Raw genomic sequence first — 23,071 nt, 5'->3', positions numbered from 1 at the left:
GTCTGGAATGATCGGCGGCATGATGAACCGCGTACGTGCAGCCCTCGTCGTCGTGGCCTGCCTGGTCGGGCTGACCGGGTGCGTCAAGCTCGACGCCGACCTGAAGGTCGGGTCGAACGAGACGGTCTCGGGGAACATGAAGATCGGGGTGGACAAGCAGCTGCTGCAGTCCAGCGGCCAGTCCCTCGACAAGATCCGCCAGCAGATCGAGAGCGGCATCAAGGAGTCGGCCACCCAGGGCGTCACCTGCAAGTCGTACGAGGACGACAAGTACGTCGGCTCCAACTGCACGTTCGAGAACGTGCCGTTCGACAAGATGGGCAGCTCGAGCGGCGACGGCGTCGGCTTCAGCAAGGACGGCGACAAGGTCAAGGTGGCTGTCAAGGCCGGTGACCTGAGCAGCAACCTGCCGTCCGGCGGTAGCCAGCCGGAGGTGAACTTCAAGATCACCATGCCGGGCAAGATCCTCGAGCACGACAGCGGCGCCAAGGTCAGCGGCCGTACGGCGACGTACGACAGCCTCGACAAGCTGGGGAAGATCTCGCTGACCTCCGAGGCCGGTGGCGGGTTCCCGATGTGGGCGCTGATCCTGATCATCGTGCTCGTGCTGCTGGCGATCGCCGCGGTGGTGTTCTTTGTCCTGCGTAGCCGCAAGAATCAGGGTCCGCAGGGCTACGGCCAGCAGTTCCCGGGGCAGTACCCGGGCCAGCCGGGTCAGTACGGCGGCCCGGGGCAGTACCCGGGGCAGTCTGGGTTCGGGCAGCAGCAGTACGGCCAGCAGGGTCCCGGTGGGCAGTACCCGGGGCAGCCCGGTCAGTACGGCGGTCAGCCAGGGCAGCCTGGTCAGCCTGGTCAGTACGGCGGTCAGCCGGGACAGTACCCGGGTCAGCCGCCGCAGGGGCAGCAGCCTGGTCAGCCTGGTCAGCAGCAGTACCCTGGACAGCCTCAGCAGCCGCCGCAGCAGGGTCCTGGTGGTTGGGGACAACAGCCTGGTCAGGGTCAGCAGCCTGGTCAGCCGCCGCAGGGTTACGGTCAGCAGCCGCCGCAGCAGGGTGGGTGGGGCCAGCAGGGTGGTCCGTCGGCGCCTCAGCAGGGGCAGCAGGGCGGTTGGGGACCGCCGCCGAAGGACGATGACGGGCAGGCATGAGACTGACGGAATTCTGGGCACGGATGGATCACCATCTCGGGCCCGCGTATGCACGGACCTGGGCAGAGACCCAGGTGGTCCAGGAGCTCGGCGGCCGCACGGTCGTCGAGGCCCTGGCCGACGGTGAGGCCGCCAAGTTCGTCTGGCGAGCCGTGTGGGCCCACCTCAACCTTCCGCCCAGCGAACGCTGACCGGCCCACCGCCACTCAATCAGGTCCTGGTGAGCGTCGACTCACCTTCAGGCAGGATGTCGGCCGGCCCTGGCTCGTGCTCACGGGCCAGCCGGCTCGGCCACCACAGGTGCCGGCCGATGTCCAGGTTCAGCGCCGTGACCAGCACCGAACGGACGACGATGGTGTCGAGCAGTACGCCGAGCGCGACCGCGATGCCGATCTCCGCGAAAGCCACCACCGGCAGCGTCGCCAGCACCGCGAACGTCCCCGCCAGCACCAGTCCGGCCGACGTGATCACCCCACCGGTCGCGGCCACCCCGATCAGCGCCCCGCGCCGGGTGCCCTGGGTCTTCGCCTCCTCGTGCACGCGCGTCATCAGGAAGATGTTGTAGTCGATGCCCAAGGCAACCAGGAAGACGAAGACGAACAGCGGCAACGACGTGTCCGCACCCTCGAAGCCGAGTGCCTTGAACACCAGTGAGCTGATCCCGAGCGCCGCGCCGAACGACAGTACGACGGTTGCCACCAGCATCACCGGCGCGACGAGTGCCCGCAGCAACAGTGCGAGGATCGCCAGCACCACCGCGAGCACCACCGGGATGATCAGCCTGTTGTCGTGAGCGGATGCCCGCTGCGTGTCCAGCAGGATCGCGGCACCACCGCCGGCGAGTGCGTCGGCGTCCGGCACCGCGTGGACGGACGTCCGTACGCGATCGACGGTGTCCTTCGCGGCCTGCGTGTCCACCGCGTCGGTCATGGTCCCCTCGAGGTACGCCAGTCCTCCGGCCACCCGCGGCTCCGCCACCGCCGCGATGCCTTGCGTCGAGGACATCGCCGTACGGACCTCCGCGGCCTTGTCGGCCTTGCTCACCACGACCAGTGGGTTGCCCGCGCCGGCCGGGAAGTGGGCGGCCACGATCTTCTCTCCGACGACGGAGTCCGGCGTACCGACGAAGGACTCTTCGTTGGTCAGGCCGTTGGCGTTGAGTGTCAACATGCCGAGGGCGGCGATGCCCAGGAGCACCGACGTGGTGATCCAGGTCAGCCGCGGCCGTACGGCGATCCGTCGGCCGATGCGACCCCACACGCTCCTCTCGGTGTGGTCATCCGATCCGTACGTCGGACGGAGCGGCCAGAACACCCAACGACCACAGATGACGAGCAGTGCGGGCAGCAAGGTCAGCATGGCGAGCAGGGCGATCACAATGCCGACTGCTGCGACCGGACCGAGCCCGCGGGTGGAGTTCATCGAGGCGAACAGCAGACAGAGCATGCCTGCTACCACTGTGGATCCTGATGCGAAGATCGCCGGACCGGACCGGTGCAGAGCGAATGCCATCGCCTCATGCCTGTCCTGATGCTTCCTGAGTTCCTCGCGGTAGCGCGCTATCAGTAGCAGGGCATAGTCCGTCCCCGCGCCGAACACAAGGACTGTCAGGATGCCTGCGCTCTGGGCGTTGACGGTCAGGTCCGCTCGGGTCGCCAAGACGTAGATGACGGCCTGTGCCGCAAAGAGTGCGACACCTGCGGAGAGGACTGGCAGCAGCCACAACACAGGGCTCCGGTAGGTGAGCAGGAGGATGACGATCACTACGGCTGCAGCGGAGTACAGGAGTTTGCCGTCGATACCTGCGAAGGCCTCTTGCGAGTCGGCGGCGAATCCGCCCGGTCCGGTCACGTGGAAGGACAGTCCGTCCGGCCGGTCCGCCGCGATCCGCCTGATGTCGTCGGCACGCGCACCGATGGTCTCCCAGCCTCCAGAGCCGGCGTTGATCGGTACAAGCACCTGGAGTGCCTTGCGATCCTCCGACGGGATCGGCCCGACGACGTCACGGTCGACGTCCTGCAGGTCGCCGTACTGCGTCACCTGTCGGGCGACCGCTTGCTGGTCAGCGGGAGTGATACCGGACGAGCGTTCGTACACCAGCACAGCCGGAATCTCGTCCGGGGACGAGAACTGTGCGGTCGCCTTCAAGACCTCGGTGGACTCGGCATTACCGGGCAGCCACGAGACAGCGTCGTTCTCCTGCGCACCGGTCAGCTTGCCCGCCGGACTGAAGGACACCCCTATTGCGACGATCCACAGCGCCAGCACGATCCATTTCGACACCTTGCCGCACGGCAACGCCGCGAGTCGTCCCACTCCGCGCACCCGAACCACGCCCCCTGGAGAGACATCCGTCCCGTCCGCTCGCCGGACCGATCACGACGCCCCCGGAACCAGCGTGGTGGCTGCGTCAGACCTGGTCAACGACCACTCGGTAGTGCTGCGCTCACCGTGCGTCTCCAGCCTGCACGGTCACTGGTTCAGTTCTCAGGTGTCCAGCCGGTGCGGGCGGCCCATTCTTCGGCCGGTAGATAGATGAGGTCGCAGACCGGGTCCTTCAGGTCGCTGTAGTCGCCGATCTCGAGCTTGAGCGCAGCCGCGTGCTGCTTGAACACGGCGTACGCCCGTGCCGTTTCCGGATGACTGCGCAGGTAGTCGCGGAACAGCAGCGCGTATCGCTGGTTGGCCCGCCCTGCCACGCGGATGTGCAGGTTCACGCGGCGCCGGTACATCGGCTCGACCAGCATCCGCTTCACCCACTGGATGTCGTCCGCGGGCAGACCCGGCACGGGGTGGTCGCGCCGCGGCGGGCGGAGCTCCCAGTCCGCGGCAGCCATGCGCTCGGCGACGTCGTCCAGGTCCGGTTCTGTACCGACGGTCACTTGGATGTCGAGGATGTCCTTGGCCGGCAGGCCGGGTACCGAGGTGGAGCCGACGTGGTCGATCCGCTGGGCCAACTCGCCGAGCAGTCCGCCGATCACCTGCGCGGTCTTCTGGTACTGCGCGGGCCAGGTGTCGTCCGGCCGCGCGATGACGATCCCAGTCATGCGGAGATCATCCCAGTACTGCGGTCGCAGGTCCCAGCCCTTTACACCGGCTTGACCCGGAACGCGCTGGTGGTGAGCAGATCCGCCGCCTCGTACGCCGCCTTCTTGATGCCCTTGCGCTCGTCGAAGAAGCCGCCGACCACGCCGACGCCAGGGAGCTTCCCGACGAACCGGGCACCCAGGCTGCCGCGCGGGCGTTCCTCGAACACCTCGCTGAGGCCGCCGAACAGCTTGCTCAGTCGCCAGACCAGCCGGACGCCCTTGCGCAACCCCATGTCCGCCGAGACCTCGTCGAGGCCCAGTTGCTCGGAGACGTCCTTGCCGGCGATCTCCGGGTCGTCGTACTTGAGGACCTCGTCCGGCGTGATCGGGCGATCGGTGAGTACCCGGATGATGATCGACGTACGGTCCGCGTGCGCGTCCACGCCGTACTCGCGGCAGACCGCGCCGATCACCATCGCCTGCACAGCCGCGCCGAGGGTGTCCTTCATCGGCAGCCGGTCCGCCGCCGCGCCGCTGAGCCGGGGGAGACCGGCGACGACCGCGGCGAACCCGCCGAGGCGCTCGACCCACCAGTCGCAGCGCTTGGCCAGCGGGAGGGTCGGCCATTCCTCGTGGCCGGGCACCTTCATCTGCAGCAGCCGGTCGATCGCGAGGATCAGACCCTTCTCGGCGAGGTTGGGCTTCTCCTGAGCGGAGTACTCGGCCAGGACGGTGCGGATGCCGAACGGGTCCTGCGAGCGCAGCGCGTCGAGCACGATGTCGATACCGAATTCGACCCGGCTGATCGCGAGGACCACGGCGGAGTCGGGTACGTCGGGACGGTCGGTCACGTCCGCAAGGGTAGGGATCATCTGGGTCAGGATGGCTGCCGGAACAGCCTTCGGCGTGTCAGTTGTGATTCGAACACGTGTTCGGGATACTTTGGTGCTCGGAAGGTGGTTTGGACGGCCGAGTTGTCCACAGATTCGAAGTCGCGGCGAAAACTGTCGGCGGCAACGAATACCTTCTCTGGCGACAACAAAGTTCCTTCGGGTGGCCGGCGGCGGCCCCGGATTATCAGATGGGTCAGGTGGCAGTCACATGGCGGGTGTAGCGAGTGCGGAGCGCGCGGCGGCCGATCGCGAGAAGGCGCTTGCGACCGCGCTGACGCAGATCGAGCGACAGTGCGGCAAGGGATCGGTGATGCGGCTGGGCGAGCAGAACCGGCCCCCGATCGAGGTCATCCCGACCGGGTCGATCGCGCTCGACATCGCGCTCGGGATCGGCGGTCTGCCGCGCGGCCGGGTGGTGGAGATCTACGGTCCGGAATCCTCCGGTAAGACGACGGTCGCGCTGCACGCGGTCGCGAACGCTCAGCGGGCCGGCGGGATCGCGGCCTTCATCGACGCGGAGCACGCGCTCGACCCGGAGTACGCGCGGAAGCTGGGTGTCGACACCGACGCGCTGCTGGTCTCGCAGCCCGACTCCGGTGAGCAGGCCCTGGAGATCGCCGACATGCTGGTGCGCTCCGGCGCGATCGACATCGTCGTGATCGACTCGGTGGCCGCGCTGGTGCCCCGGGCCGAGATCGAGGGTGAGATGGGGGACAGCCACGTCGGTCTGCAGGCCCGGCTGATGAGCCAGGCGCTGCGGAAGATGACCGGCGCGGTCAGCGGGACGAACACGACCGCGATCTTCATCAACCAGCTGCGCGAGAAGATCGGCGTCATGTTCGGCTCCCCGGAGACGACGACCGGTGGTAAGGCGCTGAAGTTCTACGCGTCGGTGCGGCTGGACGTGCGCCGGATCGAGTCGCTGAAGGACGGCACCGACGTCGTCGGTAACCGGACCCGCGTCAAGGTCGTGAAGAACAAGGTGGCCCCGCCGTTCAAGCAGGCGGAGTTCGACATCATCTACGGCCAGGGCATCAGCCGTGAGGGCAGCCTGCTCGACCTCGGCGTGGATCAGGGCTTCGTCCGCAAGGCCGGCGCCTGGTTCACGTACGAGAGCGACCAACTCGGCCAGGGCCGGGAGAACGCGCGGAACTTCCTGCGCGACAACCCCGATCTGGCCAACGAGCTGGAGAAGAAGATCAAGGAGAAGATGGGCATCGGCCCGACCCTTGACCAGCCGGCCGACGCTGCCGCGGCCGAGGTCGATGTCGACTTCTGACCGACCCTCCGCGGGTGGCAGCGTCCCCCGGCAGCCATCAGCTGCCGACGACGCTGCCCCCGCGGCGCTGTCTCTACCCCACGACGAACGCCTCGCTCTGGCCCGCAAACTCCTGGCCAAAGGGGCGACCGCGTCCGCGACCACCACCGGGCCTTCCACCACAGAGCCGGCTGCCACCGAGCGCACGTCGTACCGGCTTACGTCGGCTCGGCAGGTGTCCGGGGAGCGTGATGCGTCGCGGTCAGCGTCCTCGTCGGGCGACGTTCGTCCAGGTGGTGCGTCTGGTGACAGCGACGACTCCTCGGCTGGTTCGAGGCGAGGCAGTCGTCGTACTCGAGGTCGTGGAGCGAGCGCTGCCGACCCGTGGGAGGACCCCGACGACTTCCTGGACAGCGGGGAGTCGGAGCGGAGTACAGCGCGACGTACCAGCTCGATCAGGCGAACCGCCGGCACCGTCGACCCTTGGGGTGACGAGGACAAGCGAACCGTCCAGGCCTTCGAGACCCAGGCCGCCGAGCGCCGGGCCGAAGCCCAGGCCTTCGCAGACGATGCCCCGGCAGCGCCCGGCGACGGCGAGAGTCGCAATACCTCGAACGGTCCCACCCCTGAGGCCAGCCCGACGCCCACGCCGTCTGTTGGCTCGACGACGTCGGTCTCGCGCGCCGCTTTCGACACAGCCGACGCCTTCGACCCGTGGTCAGACCCAGTCGCTGCGCCTCCACCAACGAGCGCCGCGGACGAGACATACGAATCCCAGACCGACTCACCTGGTCGCCTCCCGGTTGGGAGCCGCGAGGCTGAGGCCGGTAGTACATCTGCTGATGCAGCAGCCGGCGCACCACCCGAAGAGGCGTCCGCACAGTCGTTCGCAGGCCCGTCAAGTGCGGCGCCGGCCAGTGCGACAGACGACGCGCCATCAGCCGGTATGGAGACCAGGCGGGAGAGCCGGCGCGGAGCGGTCGGACCGGCGAGCGCAGATAAGGGCACCCGGCTCGGTGGTGCGGGCTCTGCTGGTGTTGGGGGTGGGTCGGCTCGGGGTGGGCGGGGGAGTGCGCGGCGGCGGGTTGGTGGGGGATTTGGGCGGCGGGGGAAGCGGCCTGTTGGGGATGAGCCTCAGGGGACGGGGGATCCGGAGCTCGACGGGGTAGAGGCGGATCCGTACTCGGTGGCTCGGACGATTCTGCTGGACAAGTTGACGGGGCAGCCGCGGACTCGGGCCGAGTTGGCCGATGTGTTGGCGGAGCGGGACATTCCGGATGAGGTGGCCGATGCGGTGCTGGATCGGTTTACCGACGTCGGGTTGATCGATGACGCCGCGTTCGCGAATGCGTGGGTGGAGTCGCGGCATCGCGGGCGTGGGCTGGGGAAGCGGGCGCTGGCGCAGGAGCTTCGGCGGCGCGGGGTGGACGATGAACTGGCGCGGGATGCGCTCGAGGAGCTGCAACCTGAGCAGGAAGAGGAGAAGGCTCGCGAGCTGGTACGGCGGAAGTTGCGGTCGATGCGTTCGCTGGAGCGGCAGGTGGCGATTCGGCGGCTGCTCGGAATGCTTGCGCGCAAGGGATACCCGGGCGGTCTCGCGATGACCATCATCAAACAGGAACTCGACGCCGCCCATGACGAGTTCCCGCTCCTCGACTCCTCCGGTCTCGAACCCGAGTAGTTCCGGGCGGTAGCGTCGGTGGGGTGACGAGCTTGGGTGATGTGGAGCGGGTGGTCTCGGGGCTGCCGGGGACCGAGGAGGCGACTCGCCACGGGATGCGGACGTGGAAGGTCGGGGGGAAGGCGTACGCGTGGGAGCGGCCGTTCAGTAAGGCGGATTTGAGGCGGTTCGGGGACGAGACGCCGCCGGGTGGGCCGATCGTCGCGCTGGTGGTTGAGGATCTTGCGGAGAAAGAAGCCGTGCTGCAGTCGCGGGCGGGGGACGGGTTCTTCACGATTCCGCATTTCAACGGGTACGCCGCGGTGCTGGTTCAGCTGGACGAGGTGTCTGAGACCGTCCTGGAGGAAGCGTTGCTCGACGCGTGGTTGGTGCACGCACCGGCGGACGTTGCCAAGGCGCACCTCGGGAAATAGCCCGCGATCCAAGTCACCACCCCGGAGCCCGGAGGGCGCGTGTGGGCTGCTGATTGGGGTCTCAGCGGGGCTGGTGTTACGGACGGTGACGTGGGTTCGGGGGGTGGGCTGCGGCGAGGGGCGTTGACGGGTGCGCCGTGACGGTGTGTTATCCGAGGTAGGGCCGGTATTTGCTCCGGTCCGTAGGCTGGGATTTTCCGTCGATCCGCCCCAGACACCGCGGAGGGTGCAATGAACGATTTCCAGGAACAGGCGAAGAACTGGCTCCGGAATGTCGTCAAGCAGAACCCGGACAAGATCAAGGCCGGCGTTGAGAAGGCAGGCGACCTGATCGACAAGCAGACCGGCGGGAAGTACGCGGAGAAGGTCGACGCAGTCCAGCAGAAGGTCGGCGGCTTCGTCGACAAGCACGGCTCCGAAGAGGCCCCGAGCTCGGCAGGCACAGAATCCGCACCCGCGACGACGCCCGAGCCCACTCAGGCAGCCCCGTCCGAGCCCACCGCGGCCGAGTCCGCCGAGACGCCTCCTGAATCCGCCACGGGAGCCTCGGCAGGCACATCCGAAGCGCCGGGTGAGTCGGCGGCCGGCGCGTCGGAGGGTGCGGCCGGGTCCCAGGGCAGCAGCACGCGCAGCTAGCCCCGCAGCTACACGGAACGGTCAGCTCGACCGCGGTAGCTGGTGTGGTCGAGCTGATCTGGCACGGCTGGGGTGCGTTGGCTAGGTCAGTGGGGCGGTCCGCGGGCCAGCGCCTGCTCTACGACCGGCTTCCGATCTGGAGTAGACCACGTTGATGGGTGGTCTTGTGAGGATCGGCGGTGGCGTCGATGAGTGTCCGTCTTGACCGGGTGGTGGGGCGCGCCTAGCCTCGGCATCAGGAAGGGATGAATCCACCGGGACGGTGGCGGATATGAGGAACGGCGGGTTGGCGAAACTACCGACCGGCCGGGAAAACGCAACCACGCTCGACCGAGCTGAAGGAAGGACGACGGCGTCGTGCAGACGCTGTCGGATAGACGGCACCGCACGTAATACCTGAACGGCAGCAGCCAGACAGGACACGAGCGGGGCCATCGTGGTCTCCGAGGGTTCAACCGGCGACGCACGGTGAGCAAGCAACGCTGGGCGGCCGCGGATGCGGCGTCCCTGCAGTCGGCGGACGGGGGTTCGCGGACCGCGAGCACGCTGGGCAGCACATCAGCAGCGAGTGCGCAGCAGCACCGTCGGCACAGCCGGAATGGCAGCACCGGTACCGCCTCAGCAGAGGTGGCGCCGGCACCGCCGTACCCCGGTGACGCCTTACCGAACGAACGGCCGGCTGGCTGATCCCTTCGACCGATGGCCACAGTCCCCCGCGTGGGACTCGAAGGAGAGGGGAGACGCCGATGACCGCGATGTCCGTTGGCCTGGCCCTGATCGGATTGCTGATCGCCGGACTACTGGCTTGGATCGGCCTCACCCTCTCCCGCCGGAAGGCCGTGGGCATCTCGACCTCCCAACAGGAGGCCGCCCAGCTCGAGAACGCGCAGCTCGAGGCTGCTCAACTCGAGGCCGTGCAGCTGACCGCCACCGCCAAGTCCGCGGCGGAGCTGGTACGTCGGCAGGCCGAGGAGGACGCCGCCGTACTGCGGACCCGTGCCGAGGCGGCTGAGCAGCGCGCCGAGGAGATCCGCCGCGCCGCGGAGGACCGGGCGTCCGAGGTACGGCGGGATGCCGAGCAGCGGGCGTCCGACGTACGCCGGGAGGCCGAGGCGGAGGCGCAGTCGATCCGCGACGACCTGCGGGAGCAGCGGCTGGAGATGGAACGCCGCGACCACCGGCTGACCGAACGCGAGGAGCGGATCGACGAGCAGCACCGCGGGATCGAGGAGCGCCACACCGAGCTGACCGCGCAGCTGGCGGTGCTGGATCAACGCAAGCAGGAGATCAAGGACCTCGAGGACGAACGCCGCCGGATTCTCGAAGGCGTCGCGAACCTGACGACCGAGCAGGCGAAGGCCGAGCTGGTCGCGGCGATCGAGGACGAGGCGAAGCGGCACGCGCACACCATCGTTCGCGACATCGAGCGGCAGGCCCTCGACGAGGGTGAGACGAAGGCGCGCAAGATCATCACCGGCGCGGTGCAGCGGCTCGCTTCCGAGCAGACGAGCGAGTCGGTTGTGTCCGTCGTACACCTGCCGAGCGACGACATGAAGGGCCGGATCATCGGGCGCGAGGGCCGCAACATCCGGTCGTTCGAGCAGACCACCGGCGTGAACCTGATCATCGACGACACCCCGGAAGCGGTGCTGTTGTCCTGCTTCGATCCGGTACGGCGGGAGACCGCGCGGCTGACCCTCGATTCGCTGGTGCTCGACGGCCGGATCCACCCGAGCCGGATCGAGGAGATCTACGAGCGCAGCAAGGGCGAGGTCGCCGAGCTGTGCGAGCGGGCGGCCGAGGACGCGATGGCCGACGTCGGGATCACCGAGCTGCATCCGGAGCTGGTCCGGACGATGGGGCTGCTGCGCTACCGGACGTCGTACGGGCAGAACGTGCTGAAGCATCTGATCGAGTCGGCGCACATCGCCGGGATGATGGCGGCCGAGCTCGGGCTGGATCCGAAACTGTGCAAGCGCGGTGCGTTCCTGCACGACATCGGGAAGGCACTCACGCACGAATCCGAGGGCAGCCACGCGATCGTCGGTGCGGAGCTGGCGCGGAAGTACGGCGAGAACGACGACGTCGTGCACTGCATCGAGGCGCACCACAACGAGGTCGAGGTCCGCACCGTCGAGGCGGTGCTGACGCAGGCGGCGGACGCGGTGAGCGGCGGCCGGCCGGGTGCGCGGCGCGAGTCGCTGGAGGCGTACGTGCAGCGGCTCGAACGGCTCGAGGAGATCGCGATGCACCACGAGGGTGTGGAGAAGGTCTTCGCGATGCAGGCCGGCCGGGAGATCCGCGTGATGGTGCTGCCGGACGCGGTCGACGACATCGCGGCGCAGGTGATGGCCCGCGATATCGCGAAGCAGGTCGAGGAGGAGCTCACATATCCCGGTCAGATCCGCGTGACCGTCGTACGGGAGTCCCGGGCGACGGAAGTCGCGAAATAGTCATCAGGCCCGCTACTCGAGCCGACGTCGATCGGATGATCAGCGCGCTGGCGGGAGAACCGGCCGCCCAGCACCACATCCGGGCTCGTTGGGACACCCAACAGTCCGATGATGGCGTCTACCTGATCGCGGAGCGCGACGGGGAGATCGTGGGTCAGACGATCCTGCTCCGGCGTTCGAAGTACGACGAACTTCGCGCTGACGCGGATCCGGCCGAGATCAACGCCCTGCAGGCGTACGTCCGGCGGCACGGCATCGGTACGGCGATCATTCGCGCCGCCGAGGCGATCGCGGCGGGGGAGTGGAACCGGTCGGCGATCGGGCTCGCCGTTGGACTCGACAACGATCCGGCTCGGGCTCTGTACGAGCGGCTCGGGTACGAGCCGTGGTCCGGTCCGCACTTGCTGGACTACTGGACCGAGCAAGCGGCCGACGGAAGCGTCGTACGGACGCACAACGATCCTTGCGAGTACTTGATCAAGACCTTCTAGGCGACGCTGGCGGCCGACGCGGTGAACGTGTTGCACGCGGACGGCGTGCCTGCGTCGAACCCGCGGCGGGTCCAGCGGCTGTGGCTCTTGCTGCTGCCGTGGTCGCGTTGCGTGCCCCACTCGTCGCCACGGTGGCTGATGGTCCAGAGCCACCGCTGCCGCCATGATCCGGCGACGGGGAAGTAGCTGCGGTCTGCGCCCAGGTAGACACCGCTGAGACAGGACGCCTGGAGTTCGATGCGCCGGCTCTCCAGCAGCGAGGCGTCCGCGCCGTTCAGGTAGCTCGTCCGCGTTGCGGAGGCGTCGCTGATGCCGATCAGGCGCTGAATGTGGTGGCCGTACTCGTGGGCGACCAGGTGAGCCATCGTCGTACGTGCCCAGAGCTTGTTGTACTTGCGGTAGTTGTCGATGTCGAACGTGGCGTTCATCGAGATCGTGCCGCTGCCGCAGTACGCGGCGGAGTCCTGGACGTCGCACAGGGTGCGGGTCTTGCCCGTGAAGACGTCCAGCCGCGGCGGCTGGAACGTGAAGCCGGCTTTCTCGACCACCGGCTTCCACACCTTGTCCAGGCAGCGGATGTACTCGGTGTAGTACTTGCGCACGTTCGCCACCGAGGTCGGCCGGACCGACGGTTCCCTGCAGCGCGAGGCGGGCAGCCGGCCGACGCGGTAGAGCGGGTTCTGAGCGACGATCCGCTGCTTCTCCGCGAGCATCTGAGCGACAGAGTCGACAGTCGGAGTAGTCCGAGTCGGGCTAGGCGTCGAAGGCTCAGGCGTAGGTGAAGGAGTCGCACTTGGAGTCGCACTAGGAGTAAGCACCGCCAGCGTCCCACCAGCGGTCGGCAAGTCATCACTACCGCCCACCTGCCGTACGACGACTATCCCGACGGTCGCAAGTACGACGACGACAGCAGTGACCAACCCAGCCCGCGCATTCACCCGCGGCAGCCTAGCTCCGCACGGGCCGAGCGGAAATACCCGTCAGCGGAACGCGGACTGCCCGGTCAGCGCCTGACCGATGACGAGCTGGTGGACCTCGGAGGTCCCCTCGTACGTGAGCACGGACTCGAGGTTGTTGGCGTGCCGCATGATCGGGTACTCGCTGCTGATGCCGTTCGCCGCGAGGATCGTCCGGCACTCGCGTGCGATCGCGATCGCCTCGCGGACGTTGTTCAGCTTGCCGACCGACACCTGCTCGGGCCGCAGCGTGCCCTTCTCCTTCAACCGGCCGAGGTGGACGGCGAGCAGGATGCCCTTGTTCAGCTCGACCGCCATGTCGGCCAGTTTCGCCTGCGTCAGCTGGTACGCCGTCAGCGGCTTGTCGAACACGATCCGCTCGCCGGCGTACGCGATCGCGGTCTCCAGGCAGTCCCGCGCGGCGCCCATCGCACCGAAGATGATGCCGAACCGGGCCTCGTTCAGGCAGCCGAGCGGGCCGGACAGGCCACGCGCCTCGGGCAGCATCGCGGACGCCGGCAGCCGTACGTCGTCCAGCACCAGCTCGGACGTGACGGATGCGCGCAGCGACATCTTCTGTTTGATCTCCGGCGCCGAGAAACCGGGCGTCGACGTCGGTACGACGAAGCCGCGGACACCGTCGTCGGTCCGGGCCCAGACCACCGCGACGTCGGCGATCGAACCGTTGGTGATCCACATCTTGGAGCCGTTCAGAACCCAGTCAGCGCCATCACTGCGCGCGTTGGTGCGCATGCCGCCCGGATTCGAGCCGAAGTCCGGTTCGGTCAACCCGAAGCAGCCGATCGCCTCACCCGCGGACATCCGGGGGAGCCACTCGGCCTTCTGCTCCTCGCTGCCGTACTTCCAGATCGCGTACATGGCCAGTGAGCCCTGCACCGACACCAGCGACCGCATGCCCGAGTCAGCCGCCTCGATCTCGAGGCAGGCCAGCCCGTACGCGACCGGCCCGAGCCCGGCGCACCCGTACCCGGTCAGGTGCATCCCGAGGAACCCGAGCGCCCCGAGCTCCTTCGCCAGCTCCCGCGCCGGAATCACTCCGGCCTCGAACCACTCCGGCAAGGACGGCCGCAACCGCTCGTCCGCAAACCGCCGCGCAGCCCCCCGAACATCAACCTCGTCCGACGTCAGCAAGGAGTCGACATCCACCAGATCCAACGAAGCGCTCATGCCCGAACGCTAACGGCAATCCGGCCGGCTGCGGAGGAGGTATGGATCACTTGCGGTACCAGGGCCACCACCAGTGGCGTTTGCGGGGGTGGCGGACTACGACGCTGGCGTGGTGGGCCTTGCCGGTGACGTGGAGGCGGACTCCGCCGGGGCGCGGGGCTACGGCCTTGTTCTTGGCGCTGCTGTGGTTGGCCTCGACCTGGTCGATGTCGACGCTCCAGCCTTCGGGGATGACCATCACCACCGAGCTGTGGATGGCCTGGGCGTCGACGTGGATGTCGGACCAGTGCACGACGGCGTCGGTGAAGTCGAGCTTGACCGAGGAGTGTTCCGCGATCGCGGTCAGTCGCTCCGGTACGACCCACGCGCCCTCGCGTTTCTGCGCGCTGTGCCGGGCCCGGAGCGTGAGTTCCTGAGAGCTGCCGTGGGCGACCGGTACCAGGTCCGCGGTCGCGTTGCGGAGCTCGAGCTGGGTCTTGGCCGAGTAGATCTGGGTCAGCCGCTCGTCCAGTTCCTCGAAGTCCAGCCGCCCGTCGGTGTGCGCCTCCTGGACCACGGCGGCGGCATGCTCACGGTCGTTGTCGGATGCCCGGCGGTTGGGCGGCGGCTGCTCCAGACTCATGCCCCATAAGGTAGCGCCGCATCAGCCGACGAGAGACAGGAACCGGCCAACCACCGTCGACCACGTCTTCTCCAGTTCGACGGCGTACCGTTCCGCGTCCGCCACCACGGCGTCCGGGTCGAACCCGAGCGACCGCAGTCGCGCCGGCTGCCAGCGCCGTACCCGCTCTGCCTCAACCTCCGGATGAAACTGCACACCCCAGCTCTGCCCGATGCGCAGCATCTGGTTCGTGCAGCGCGCACTGGACATCAGCAGCACCGCATCCTCCGGCAGCCGCGTGATCTGGTCCTGGTGACTCTCCACAGCCCGCACCGTCGACGGCAGCCCAGCCAGCAGTACGTCGTCCGCACCGGCCGGCAGCACGGTCAGCGAGGTCACACCCTTCTCCGGCTGCCCGTACTTCCCCTGCACCTCACCGCCGAACGTGTGCGCCAGCAACTGCGCACCCAGGCAGATCCCGAGCACCGGCACCCGTCCGTGCGCGTCCTGCAGCAGCGAACGCTCCGCCGGCAGCCACGGCGACCGCTCGTCCTCGTCCGGCAGCATGCCGCCGCCGAGCATGATGAGCGCCGCATGACCGTCCACGCTCCCGGGTATGGGCTCACCGTCCCAGGCCCGTACGACGATCGGCGAGAGCCCACGCTCGTCCAGCCAGTCGAGCAGCCGGCCAGGTCCGCTGTCGCGATCGTTCTCGATGATGAGCACAGAAGTTGGCAGTGGGGTCACTGGGCAACGGTACGGCGGCACACCATGACACGCAGCGCACCGCCGTACCGGAGTGGCGATTCCGGGATACTGATGCACTGGGGGTGTCGATGGAACCTGTCAGCGGATTCGTGCGGGCTGTTGTCGGAGATGTGGCCTTCATCTTCAGCAAGGGCATGGTCAGCGCGTACCTGCTCGCCCGCCGCAACGGGTGGCCGCGACCGCAGCTCGACGTACTGGTGCGGTCACACGGTCAGTACGTACCGCTGTCCATTCCGACCGGCACGGTGCCCGCCGTGGGCCGCCTGGTCGGGCTGGACGAGTTCCGGCCCGCCCCGATGATCACTGTCGAGTTCACCCCGGGTGACACCGGCGCCGAGGCACATCTCAGTGCCAACAGCCCGGTCCTCATCACGATCACCGACGTCAGTCACCGCGAGTACGACGCCGTAGTACTGACCACGTCCCTCGGCGCCGCGGCGTACGCACAGCTGCCGCCGGGGTACTACCACGTCTCCGCCGTCGTCATCGACGAGTACGGCGACCTGCTGCAGGGGTACGGCGCTCAGCACAACCTGCACGTGGACAAGGGCGACGACCTGATCGTCTCGCTGTCGATCCGGACCGCGGGCGTGACGGAGATCGCAGCCGCCCTGGAAACCGGACCGCAGCCCGCACTGGTCGGGCTGGACGGTGACGTCGTGCCGCTGCTCGACCTGGCCCGTATCGGCCGCGCACCGGACTGTGACCTGATCCTCGACCGTCAGGAGGTCAGCCGCCACCACGCGGAACTGCTGCGGATCGACGCGACCAGCTACGAGCTGCGGGACCTGGGGTCGACCAACGGGACACTGGTGAACGGCGTGCCGATCGAGACCGCGATGGTCACCCACGGCGACGAGATCCGGCTCGGAGCGCTCCCGTTCCGGCTATTGCTCGCCTGACCTGGAACAATGGCGCCGTGAACCCGCGTAGCGTCGTCATCCTCGGCTCCACCGGCTCGATCGGTACTCAGGCGCTCGAGCTGATCGGACGGAACCGGGACCGCTTCCACGTCCTGGCCCTGTCCGCAGGCGGCGACAACGTCGCCCTGCTCGCGGAGCAGGCGCTCGAGTTCGAGGTCGAGGTCGTGGCGGTGGCCAAGGCCACGGTCGCGCAGGACCTGCAGCTGGCGTTCTACGCCGAGGCGCAGCGGAAGGGGTACGCGCAGGGCGAGTTCCGGATCCCGAAGATCGTCACCGGACCGGACGCCTCCAGCGAGCTCGCGGCGATGCCGTGTGACGTAGTACTCAACGGCATCAACGGGTCGGTCGGTCTGCACGCGACGCTGGCCGCGCTGGACGCCGGGAACACGCTGGCGCTGGCCAACAAGGAGTCGCTGGTGATCGGCGGCCCGATCGTCACCCGGCGCGCGAAACCGGGGCAGATCGTCGCGGTCGACTCCGAGCACAGCGCGATCGCCCAGTGCCTGCGCGGCGGTACGCCGGACGAGGTCCGCAAACTGCTCCTGACCGCGAGTGGCGGCCCGTTCCTCGGCCGGCCGCGGAGCGAGCTGGAGAACGTGACCGTCGAGCAGGCCCTGGACCACCCGAACTTCGCGATGGGGCCGGTCGTCACGATCAACTCGGCCACGCTCGTCAACAAGGGGCTCGAACTGATCGAGGCGCACCTGCTGTTCGGGATCCCGATGGACCGGATCGACGTGGTCATCCACCGGCAGCAGGCGATCCACTCGATGGTCGAGTTCTTCGACGGCTCCACGATCGCGCAGGTCGGCGTACCGACGATGACGGTGCCGATCGCGCTCGCGCTGGGCTGGCCTGACCGGATACCGGACGCTTCGCCGCCGTGGAACTGGGCCGAGGCGAGCACCTGGACGTTCCAGCCGGTCGACGACGCCGAGTTCCCGTCCGTGGCGCTGGCCCGCGAGGCGGGGACCCGGGGCGGGACCGCTCCGGCTGTCTTCAACGCGGCCAACGAGGTCTGCGTCCAGGCGTTCCGGGACGGCCGGCTGCCGTTCGTGGGGATCGTCGACACGGTGGCACGGGTGGTGACCGAACACGACGTACCCTCATATGAGGAACTGTCCGTCGACGACGTGCTCGCGGCGGACGCGTGGGCCCGGCAGCGGGCCCGTGACATTACCGGCGTACAGGAGATCCAGCAGGCATGAGTGTGCTTCTCACCATTCTCGGCATCGTGCTCTTCGTTGCCGGGGTGCTGATCTCGGTCGCGCTGCACGAGATGGGCCACATGCTCCCGGCCAAGGCGTTCGGGATGAAGGTCACACAGTTCTTCGTCGGCTTCGGGCGGACCATCTGGTCGGTGAAGCGCGGCGAGACGGAGTACGGCATCAAGGCGATCCCGGCCGGCGGTTTCGTCCGGATCATCGGCATGATGCCGCCCGCCAAGGGCCAGGACCCGACCAAGGTGCGCAAGGCCAACACCGGCCCGATCCAGTCGATGGTCGAGAACGCGCGCACGGCGGAGTACGAGACGATCTCGCCCGAGGACGACGGCCGGCTCTTCTACCAGAAGGTGTGGTGGAAGAAGCTGATCGTGATGGCGTCCGGGCCGCTGGTCAACGTGCTGATCGCGGTCGTGCTCTTCACCGGGCTGTTCACGATCTACGGCGACAGCGTCGCGCAGACGACCATCTCGACGGTGACCGACTGCGTGATCCCGGCCGACCAGGCGTCGCCGGACCGCAAGTGCCTGGACAGCGACAAGCCCTCGCCGGCCAAGCAGGCCGGGTTCCAGGTCGGCGACAAGATCGTCGCGTTCAACGGCACCACGATCAACAGCTGGGACCAGCTGACGCCGCTGATCCGGGCGAACACCGACAAGGCCGCCACGATCGTTGTCGAGCGCAACGGTCAGCAGGTGACCCTGCACACCAGCACGATCGTCAACCAGGTCCTGGACAAGCCCGGGTCGGACAAGTACGTGTCGGTCGGGTTCCTCGGGGTCTCGCCGGAGAGCAAGGTCGAGCGGCAGAGCGTCGGCTACGCCCTGGACAAGATGGGCGGCTACACGGTCAGCACCATCCAGGCCCTCGGCCAGTTCCCGCAGAAGCTGGTCGGCGTCGCCAAGTCGATCGTCGGCGGCGAGCGTGACCAGGACAGCCCGATGAGCGTCGTCGGTGCCAGCCGGGTCGCGGGCGAGATCGCCTCCAGCGACCTGAACGTCGGCGCGAAGGCGGCCACCCTGATCCTGCTGCTCGCCTCGCTGAACCTGTTCCTCGCCCTGTTCAACTTCATCCCGCTGCTGCCGCTCGACGGCGGTCACATGATCGGCGCGATCTGGGAAGGCATCCGGCGCGGCCTCGCCAAGCTGTTCGGCCGGCCGGACCCCGGGTACGTCGACGTGGCCAAGCTGCTCCCGATCGCGTACGTCGCGGCCAGTGTGATCGTGGTGATGGGTGTGCTGCTCGTCATCGCCGACATCGTGAACCCCATCAAGCTGTTCAACGGATAAGGAAACATGAGCATCAACCTGGGCATGCCCGCGCTGCCGCCTCCGACCCTCGCGCCGCGTCGGAAGACCCGCCAGATCAAGGTCGGCAAGGTGCTCGTCGGCGGCGACGCACCGGTCTCTGTGCAGTCGATGACCACGACGAAGACGCACGACGTGAACACGACGCTGCAGCAGATCGCCGAGCTGACCGCGGCGGGCTGCGACATCGTCCGGGTCGCGTGCCCGCGGCAGGAGGACGCCGACGCGCTCGCGGAGATCGCGCAGCACTCGCAGATCCCGGTGATCGCCGACATCCACTTCCAGCCGGGCTACGTGTTCGCGGCGATCGAGGCCGGCTGCGCCGCCGTACGGGTGAACCCGGGCAACATCCGCAAGTTCGACGACCAGGTCAAGGAGATCGCGCAGGCCGCGAAGGACCACGGTACGTCGCTGCGGATCGGCGTGAACGCGGGCTCGCTGGACAAGCGGCTGCTGGAGAAGTACGGCAAGGCGACGCCCGAGGCGCTCGTCGAGTCGGCCGTCTGGGAGGCGTCGCTGTTCGAGGAGCACGACTTCCACGACTTCAAGATCTCGGTCAAGCACAACGACCCGGTCGTGATGGTGCAGGCGTACGAGATGCTCGCCGAGCGCGGCGACTGGCCGCTGCACCTCGGGGTCACCGAAGCCGGGCCGGCGTTCCAGGGCACGATCAAGTCGTCGGTCGCGTTCGGCGCCCTGCTGTCGAAGGGCATCGGCGACACGATCCGGGTCTCGCTGTCCGCGCCGCCGGTAGAGGAGGTCAAGGTCGGCCTGCAGATCCTGCAGTCGCTGAACCTGCGCGAGCGCAAGCTCGAGATCGTCTCCTGCCCGTCCTGCGGCCGCGCCCAGGTGGACGTCTACACCCTGGCCGAGCAGGTCACCGCCGGCCTCGAGGGCATGGAGGTCCCGCTCCGCGTCGCCGTCATGGGCTGCGTCGTGAACGGCCCCGGCGAGGCCCGCGAAGCCGACCTCGGCGTCGCCTCCGGCAACGGCAAGGGCCAGATCTTCGTCAAGGGCGAGGTCATCAAGACCGTCCCGGAATCCGCCATCGTCGAGACCCTGATCGAAGAGGCGATGCGCATCGCCGAGTCGATGGAGACCACAGAGCCCGGCGAGCCCACCGTCAGCGTCAGCTGAATTGCACCAACTCGCCATTCAACTTGGTGTACGACCGCACCGAGAATCTGCACCACATGGCGTCCTTGTTCGGTGTATCTTTAGTTATATGACGCGCATCTCAGTGGACGTGAACGACGAGTGGCTGGACGCCGCTCGCGCCGAGTTGGGCACCGACAGCAAGGTGGAGACGATCAACGCCGCCTTGCACGAGTTCGCTCGGCGTAAGCGGGCAAAGGATCTCATCGCGACGCTGGACGCCGTCGAACTCGATCTCAGCGCGTCGGCCGACGCCTGGCGGTATGGGGGCGGCCGTGATCTGAGCAAACTGGAGGAGGATGCGCGAGAGGCGCGCACCGCATGATGGCTGGGTCCGCCTACTTGGTGGACACGTCGGTTGTCGTACTCCGTGGCCGGCACGCCTCGGTCAAGCATCGCTTCGACACGTTACTGGTCGAAGGTCGCGTGGCGCTGTGCCAGATGACCTTGCTCGAATGTCTCAACAATGCACCTGATCCAGCAACGTACGAGCGAATGTGGTCAGACCTCCAGGGGCAGCGCTGGGAAGACGTGACCACCGACGTCATGGACAGGGCTCTAGGTGTTCACCGAGCACTTGCCGCGAAGAGTCAGCATCGAGGCTTCAAGCTGCCGGATCTCATCATTGCAGCGACGGCGGAGTTGTCCGGGCTGACGGTGTTGCACTACGACGAGGACTACGACCGGATTGCGAAGGTGACCGGGCAGCCCGTCGAGTGGGTTGTACCGAAGGGATCGCTCTGAGGATGACCGGCTCTGGGGGCGAGAGAGTCCGGCGAGCCCTGCGTTAGCGTCAGCTGACCGATCCGGGCGAAGGGTTTGTCCCGCGCTGCGGAGGGTTCCCTCTGACGTGGGCCGGTGGGGTCTTCAGGGCTTCTCCCGGGGGCAGGCGGCGGCGTAGTGTGCCGCTGTTTCGTGCCCTCTGGGAGGTTCCATGCGCAAGAAGATCCTGACCGTGCTGGCGATCGGTGCGGCGATGTGTGCGTCCACCGTGCCGGCGGCGGCTATCAACTCCTACAACGCGACGCCGGCGCCGGAGCGGACCGAGGTCGGCGCGTTCATGGCGTTGTGGGACAACACCGGTGACGGCGTACCTGATCGGTTCGACTGGGTGTGCAGCGGCACGATGGTTGACCGCGACACCTATCTGACGGCGGCGCACTGCACCGACGACTGGCCGGCCGGAACCAAGTTCTACGTGTCGCTCGACCAGGACGTCCAGACGCTCCTGGACAACGCCGCGGCGCAGGGCCTTACCCCCGCGCAGACCGCCGCCTCGTTCGTCACGAACCATCACGCGGTAGAGGGCGACACCCACCAGGACCCGGCGTACCCGGGGACGTCGGCCGACGCGCACGACATCGGAGTGATCGACTTCGCGAACCGCGCGACCGATCCCGCCGACGTCTGGAGCTTCACGCCGGCAACGCTGCCGAGCGCGGGTCAGTTGGACAAGCTGGGCAGCCGGGCGCTCGATGCCGCGTCCTGGCTGGTCGTCGGCTACGGCACCCAAGAGGCAGTCAACGGTCCGGGCGGCCAGACGCATCCCGGCGGCGGTGTGCGGATGAAGGCGCCGGTGGACTTCGACGCGCTGAACAAGACGTGGGTCCGGCTCGCCATGACCGCGCCGCAGGGCAACGGCGGCGCCTGCTACGGCGACTCAGGCGGCCCGAACTTCGTCACCCTCAACGGCAAACGCGTCCTCGCGGCAACCACCATCACCGGCGACACCCCCTGCTACGCGACGAACGTCGTCTATCGAACCGACACCCAATCGGCACGGTCCTTCCTCGCGCCGTACGTCAAGCTCCCCTGATCTCCGGAGGACTGGTCACCCGCCGACTACGCTTCGGCGGGTGACCAGTTACCTGATCGTCAGCGCCATCCGCGCAGAAGCCCGCTACGTCCCGGACGAACTGCCCGTCGTCGTTACCGGCGTCGGGAAGACGGCGGCGGCGGTGGCTACCGCGCGGGCCTTGGCGGAGCGGGACACGACGGGGCTGGTGGTGTTGAACGTCGGTACGACGGGCGCACTGCGGGACGGGCTCTCCGGGTTGTATCTGCCGAGCACGGTGATCAACCACGACGTGAACGCGGAGGCGGTCCGGGCGATCGGGCTGGATCCGCAGGATGAGTTGGCTGTCGAGGGTGGGGACGGGACGGTACTGGCGTCGGGGGACGTCTTCGTGACGGATCCCGTCGTACGGGCGCGGTTGGCGGAGCGAGCGCACTTGGTGGACATGGAGGCGTACGGCGTCGTGTACGCGTGCCGCGCGTACGGCGTACCTGTGCGCGTCGTGAAACACGTGTCGGACTCGGCGGACGAAGCCGCCCTGGACTGGCCGTCCCTCGTAGACGCCAGCGCGAAGGTGCTGGGGGAGTGGGTCAGCGAGAACGCTCGCTGAGCCATTCGAGCACGGCGATCTCGCGCACCAGCCAGCGCATCACTCCGACGCCGCTCTCCAGCACGCTCCGATTGGCGGCCAGGGCCGCCGCCACAGTCACCCATTGGGGCGTGAGCTCCAGCTCCGCCTCGTATCCCTCCAGGTGCTGGTCGCCGAGAGGCGCCCCGCCTGAGCACTCGAAGTAGTACGACGTCATCCCGAACACGTCGTACTCCGCGTCGATCGCCGCGACCTCCTCGCGGGTCGTCGCCAACTCGGCTCCGACGGCAACCGCGTCGTACCCGCATTCCTCACGGAACTCGCGGCGGAGGGCTTGGTCGAACGACTCACTGGATTCGACGCCGCCGCCGGGGAACTTGTAGTCGCCGTGGCGTGAGCTGAGGAGTAGCAGCTCGGGGCCGCGGAACAGTACGCCGCGGACCGCGGTGCGTTCGATGATCCGTCCGCCGGGCGGGAGTTCGGGTGCGCGAAACATCGCTAGCTGCATGCGGCCCATTGTCCTGGACGAGGGCAGGGGCGTCGGCCTAGCGTCAGGCATCCGTTC

At 68.0% G+C, this 23,071-nt stretch carries 24 protein-coding genes; 16 read left to right on the top strand and 8 right to left on the bottom strand.

Going from position 1 to position 23,071, the window contains the following annotated elements:
- Positions 1-19: 19 nt before the first annotated feature.
- Entirely contained in the window at positions 20-1,147 is a 1,128-nt protein-coding gene (locus tag EV649_RS01380) for a hypothetical protein (protein WP_130379666.1), read from the top strand.
- Positions 1,144-1,338 (top strand): DUF3046 domain-containing protein, encoded by a 195-nt coding sequence (locus EV649_RS01375; RefSeq protein ID WP_130379664.1) that lies wholly within the window; start codon positions 1,144-1,146, stop codon positions 1,336-1,338. The genes EV649_RS01380 and EV649_RS01375 overlap by 4 nt, the downstream gene beginning before the upstream one ends.
- 19 nt (positions 1,339-1,357) lie before the next feature.
- On the opposite strand, the gene EV649_RS01370 is transcribed toward EV649_RS01375, so the two are convergent.
- From EV649_RS01370 to EV649_RS01360, 3 genes are all read right to left on the bottom strand, one after another.
- A complete protein-coding gene (locus EV649_RS01370; protein ID WP_241997646.1) occupies positions 1,358-3,463 on the bottom strand; it encodes an MMPL family transporter in 2,106 nt (701 codons plus the stop codon).
- A 164-nt stretch (positions 3,464-3,627) separates the two neighbouring features.
- Positions 3,628-4,194 (bottom strand): GrpB family protein, encoded by a 567-nt coding sequence (locus EV649_RS01365; RefSeq protein WP_130379660.1) that lies wholly within the window; start codon positions 4,192-4,194, stop codon positions 3,628-3,630.
- A 41-nt stretch (positions 4,195-4,235) separates the two neighbouring features.
- Positions 4,236-5,048, bottom strand: coding sequence for a hypothetical protein (locus EV649_RS01360; protein WP_241997645.1), 813 nt, complete (start codon positions 5,046-5,048; stop codon positions 4,236-4,238).
- A 229-nt stretch (positions 5,049-5,277) separates the two neighbouring features.
- Between EV649_RS01360 and recA the strand changes: the two genes are divergently transcribed.
- From recA to EV649_RS01330, 6 genes are all read left to right on the top strand, one after another.
- Positions 5,278-6,348, top strand: a complete 1,071-nt coding sequence (gene recA / locus EV649_RS01355; RefSeq protein WP_130379658.1) for a recombinase RecA — start codon at positions 5,278-5,280, stop codon at positions 6,346-6,348.
- A gap of 1,165 nt (positions 6,349-7,513) precedes the next feature.
- Positions 7,514-8,008: a regulatory protein RecX gene (locus tag EV649_RS01350; protein WP_241997644.1), complete on the top strand. Its 495-nt coding sequence runs from the start codon at positions 7,514-7,516 to the stop codon at positions 8,006-8,008.
- A gap of 23 nt (positions 8,009-8,031) precedes the next feature.
- Positions 8,032-8,421, top strand: coding sequence for an MmcQ/YjbR family DNA-binding protein (locus EV649_RS01345; protein WP_130379656.1), 390 nt, complete (start codon positions 8,032-8,034; stop codon positions 8,419-8,421).
- Positions 8,422-8,652: 231 nt separating this feature from the next.
- On the top strand, positions 8,653-9,057 hold the full coding sequence (locus tag EV649_RS01340; protein ID WP_130379654.1) for an antitoxin: 405 nt from the start codon (positions 8,653-8,655) through the stop codon (positions 9,055-9,057).
- A 746-nt stretch (positions 9,058-9,803) separates the two neighbouring features.
- Positions 9,804-11,510, top strand: coding sequence for a ribonuclease Y (gene rny / locus EV649_RS01335; RefSeq protein WP_130379652.1), 1,707 nt, complete (start codon positions 9,804-9,806; stop codon positions 11,508-11,510).
- 35 nt (positions 11,511-11,545) lie between these two features.
- On the top strand, positions 11,546-12,001 hold the full coding sequence (locus tag EV649_RS01330; RefSeq protein ID WP_130379650.1) for a GNAT family N-acetyltransferase: 456 nt from the start codon (positions 11,546-11,548) through the stop codon (positions 11,999-12,001).
- Here EV649_RS01330 and EV649_RS01325 read toward each other — a convergent pair.
- The 4 genes from EV649_RS01325 to EV649_RS01310 form a co-directional block, all read right to left on the bottom strand.
- Positions 11,998-12,714, bottom strand: coding sequence for a neutral zinc metallopeptidase (locus EV649_RS01325; protein WP_130379648.1), 717 nt, complete (start codon positions 12,712-12,714; stop codon positions 11,998-12,000). The genes EV649_RS01330 and EV649_RS01325 overlap by 4 nt on opposite strands.
- A 267-nt stretch (positions 12,715-12,981) precedes the next feature.
- The gene (locus tag EV649_RS01320; RefSeq protein WP_130379646.1) at positions 12,982-14,145 is read right to left on the bottom strand and encodes an acyl-CoA dehydrogenase family protein; all 1,164 of its coding nucleotides are present in this window, start codon (positions 14,143-14,145) and stop codon (positions 12,982-12,984) included.
- 46 nt (positions 14,146-14,191) lie between these two features.
- Complete coding sequence (locus tag EV649_RS01315) at positions 14,192-14,767, bottom strand: DUF1707 domain-containing protein (RefSeq protein ID WP_130379644.1); 576 nt, start codon at positions 14,765-14,767, stop codon at positions 14,192-14,194.
- Positions 14,768-14,788: 21 nt separating this feature from the next.
- Positions 14,789-15,493 (bottom strand): type 1 glutamine amidotransferase, encoded by a 705-nt coding sequence (locus EV649_RS01310; RefSeq protein WP_130379642.1) that lies wholly within the window; start codon positions 15,491-15,493, stop codon positions 14,789-14,791.
- An 89-nt stretch (positions 15,494-15,582) separates the two neighbouring features.
- On the opposite strand from EV649_RS01310, the gene EV649_RS01305 reads away from it, so the two are divergent.
- The 8 genes from EV649_RS01305 (at position 15,583) to EV649_RS01270 (ending at position 22,527) form a co-directional block, all read left to right on the top strand.
- The gene (locus EV649_RS01305) at positions 15,583-16,416 is read left to right on the top strand and encodes an FHA domain-containing protein (RefSeq protein ID WP_130379640.1); all 834 of its coding nucleotides are present in this window, start codon (positions 15,583-15,585) and stop codon (positions 16,414-16,416) included.
- 17 nt (positions 16,417-16,433) lie between these two features.
- Complete coding sequence (dxr, locus tag EV649_RS01300; protein ID WP_130379638.1) at positions 16,434-17,645, top strand: 1-deoxy-D-xylulose-5-phosphate reductoisomerase; 1,212 nt, start codon at positions 16,434-16,436, stop codon at positions 17,643-17,645.
- A complete protein-coding gene (locus tag EV649_RS01295) occupies positions 17,642-18,949 on the top strand; it encodes a site-2 protease family protein (protein ID WP_130379636.1) in 1,308 nt (435 codons plus the stop codon). Before dxr ends, EV649_RS01295 begins: the two co-directional genes overlap by 4 nt.
- Before the next feature lie 6 nt (positions 18,950-18,955).
- Positions 18,956-20,104 (top strand): flavodoxin-dependent (E)-4-hydroxy-3-methylbut-2-enyl-diphosphate synthase, encoded by a 1,149-nt coding sequence (gene ispG / locus EV649_RS01290; RefSeq protein ID WP_130379634.1) that lies wholly within the window; start codon positions 18,956-18,958, stop codon positions 20,102-20,104.
- An 88-nt stretch (positions 20,105-20,192) separates the two neighbouring features.
- Entirely contained in the window at positions 20,193-20,447 is a 255-nt protein-coding gene (locus EV649_RS01285) for a DUF2191 domain-containing protein (RefSeq protein ID WP_130379632.1), read from the top strand.
- Between the two features lie 20 nt (positions 20,448-20,467).
- Positions 20,468-20,866: a PIN domain nuclease gene (locus tag EV649_RS01280; protein WP_241998069.1), complete on the top strand. Its 399-nt coding sequence runs from the start codon at positions 20,468-20,470 to the stop codon at positions 20,864-20,866.
- Positions 20,867-21,056: 190 nt separating this feature from the next.
- A complete protein-coding gene (locus EV649_RS01275) occupies positions 21,057-21,938 on the top strand; it encodes a trypsin-like serine protease (protein WP_130379628.1) in 882 nt (293 codons plus the stop codon).
- A 40-nt stretch (positions 21,939-21,978) separates the two neighbouring features.
- Positions 21,979-22,527, top strand: coding sequence for a nucleosidase (locus EV649_RS01270; protein WP_130379626.1), 549 nt, complete (start codon positions 21,979-21,981; stop codon positions 22,525-22,527).
- Here EV649_RS01270 and EV649_RS01265 read toward each other — a convergent pair.
- Complete coding sequence (locus EV649_RS01265) at positions 22,508-23,014, bottom strand: NUDIX domain-containing protein (protein WP_157996143.1); 507 nt, start codon at positions 23,012-23,014, stop codon at positions 22,508-22,510. The two genes, EV649_RS01270 and EV649_RS01265, sit on opposite strands and share 20 nt — an antisense overlap.
- Positions 23,015-23,071: the final 57 nt, after the last annotated feature.

The sequence above is a fragment of the Kribbella sp. VKM Ac-2569 genome (assembly GCF_004216905.1).
In the GTDB taxonomy this organism is placed as follows: Bacteria; Actinomycetota; Actinomycetes; order Propionibacteriales; family Kribbellaceae; genus Kribbella.
Note: the sequence above shows the minus strand (reverse complement) of the source record. Positions and strands in the feature narration are given on the sequence as shown.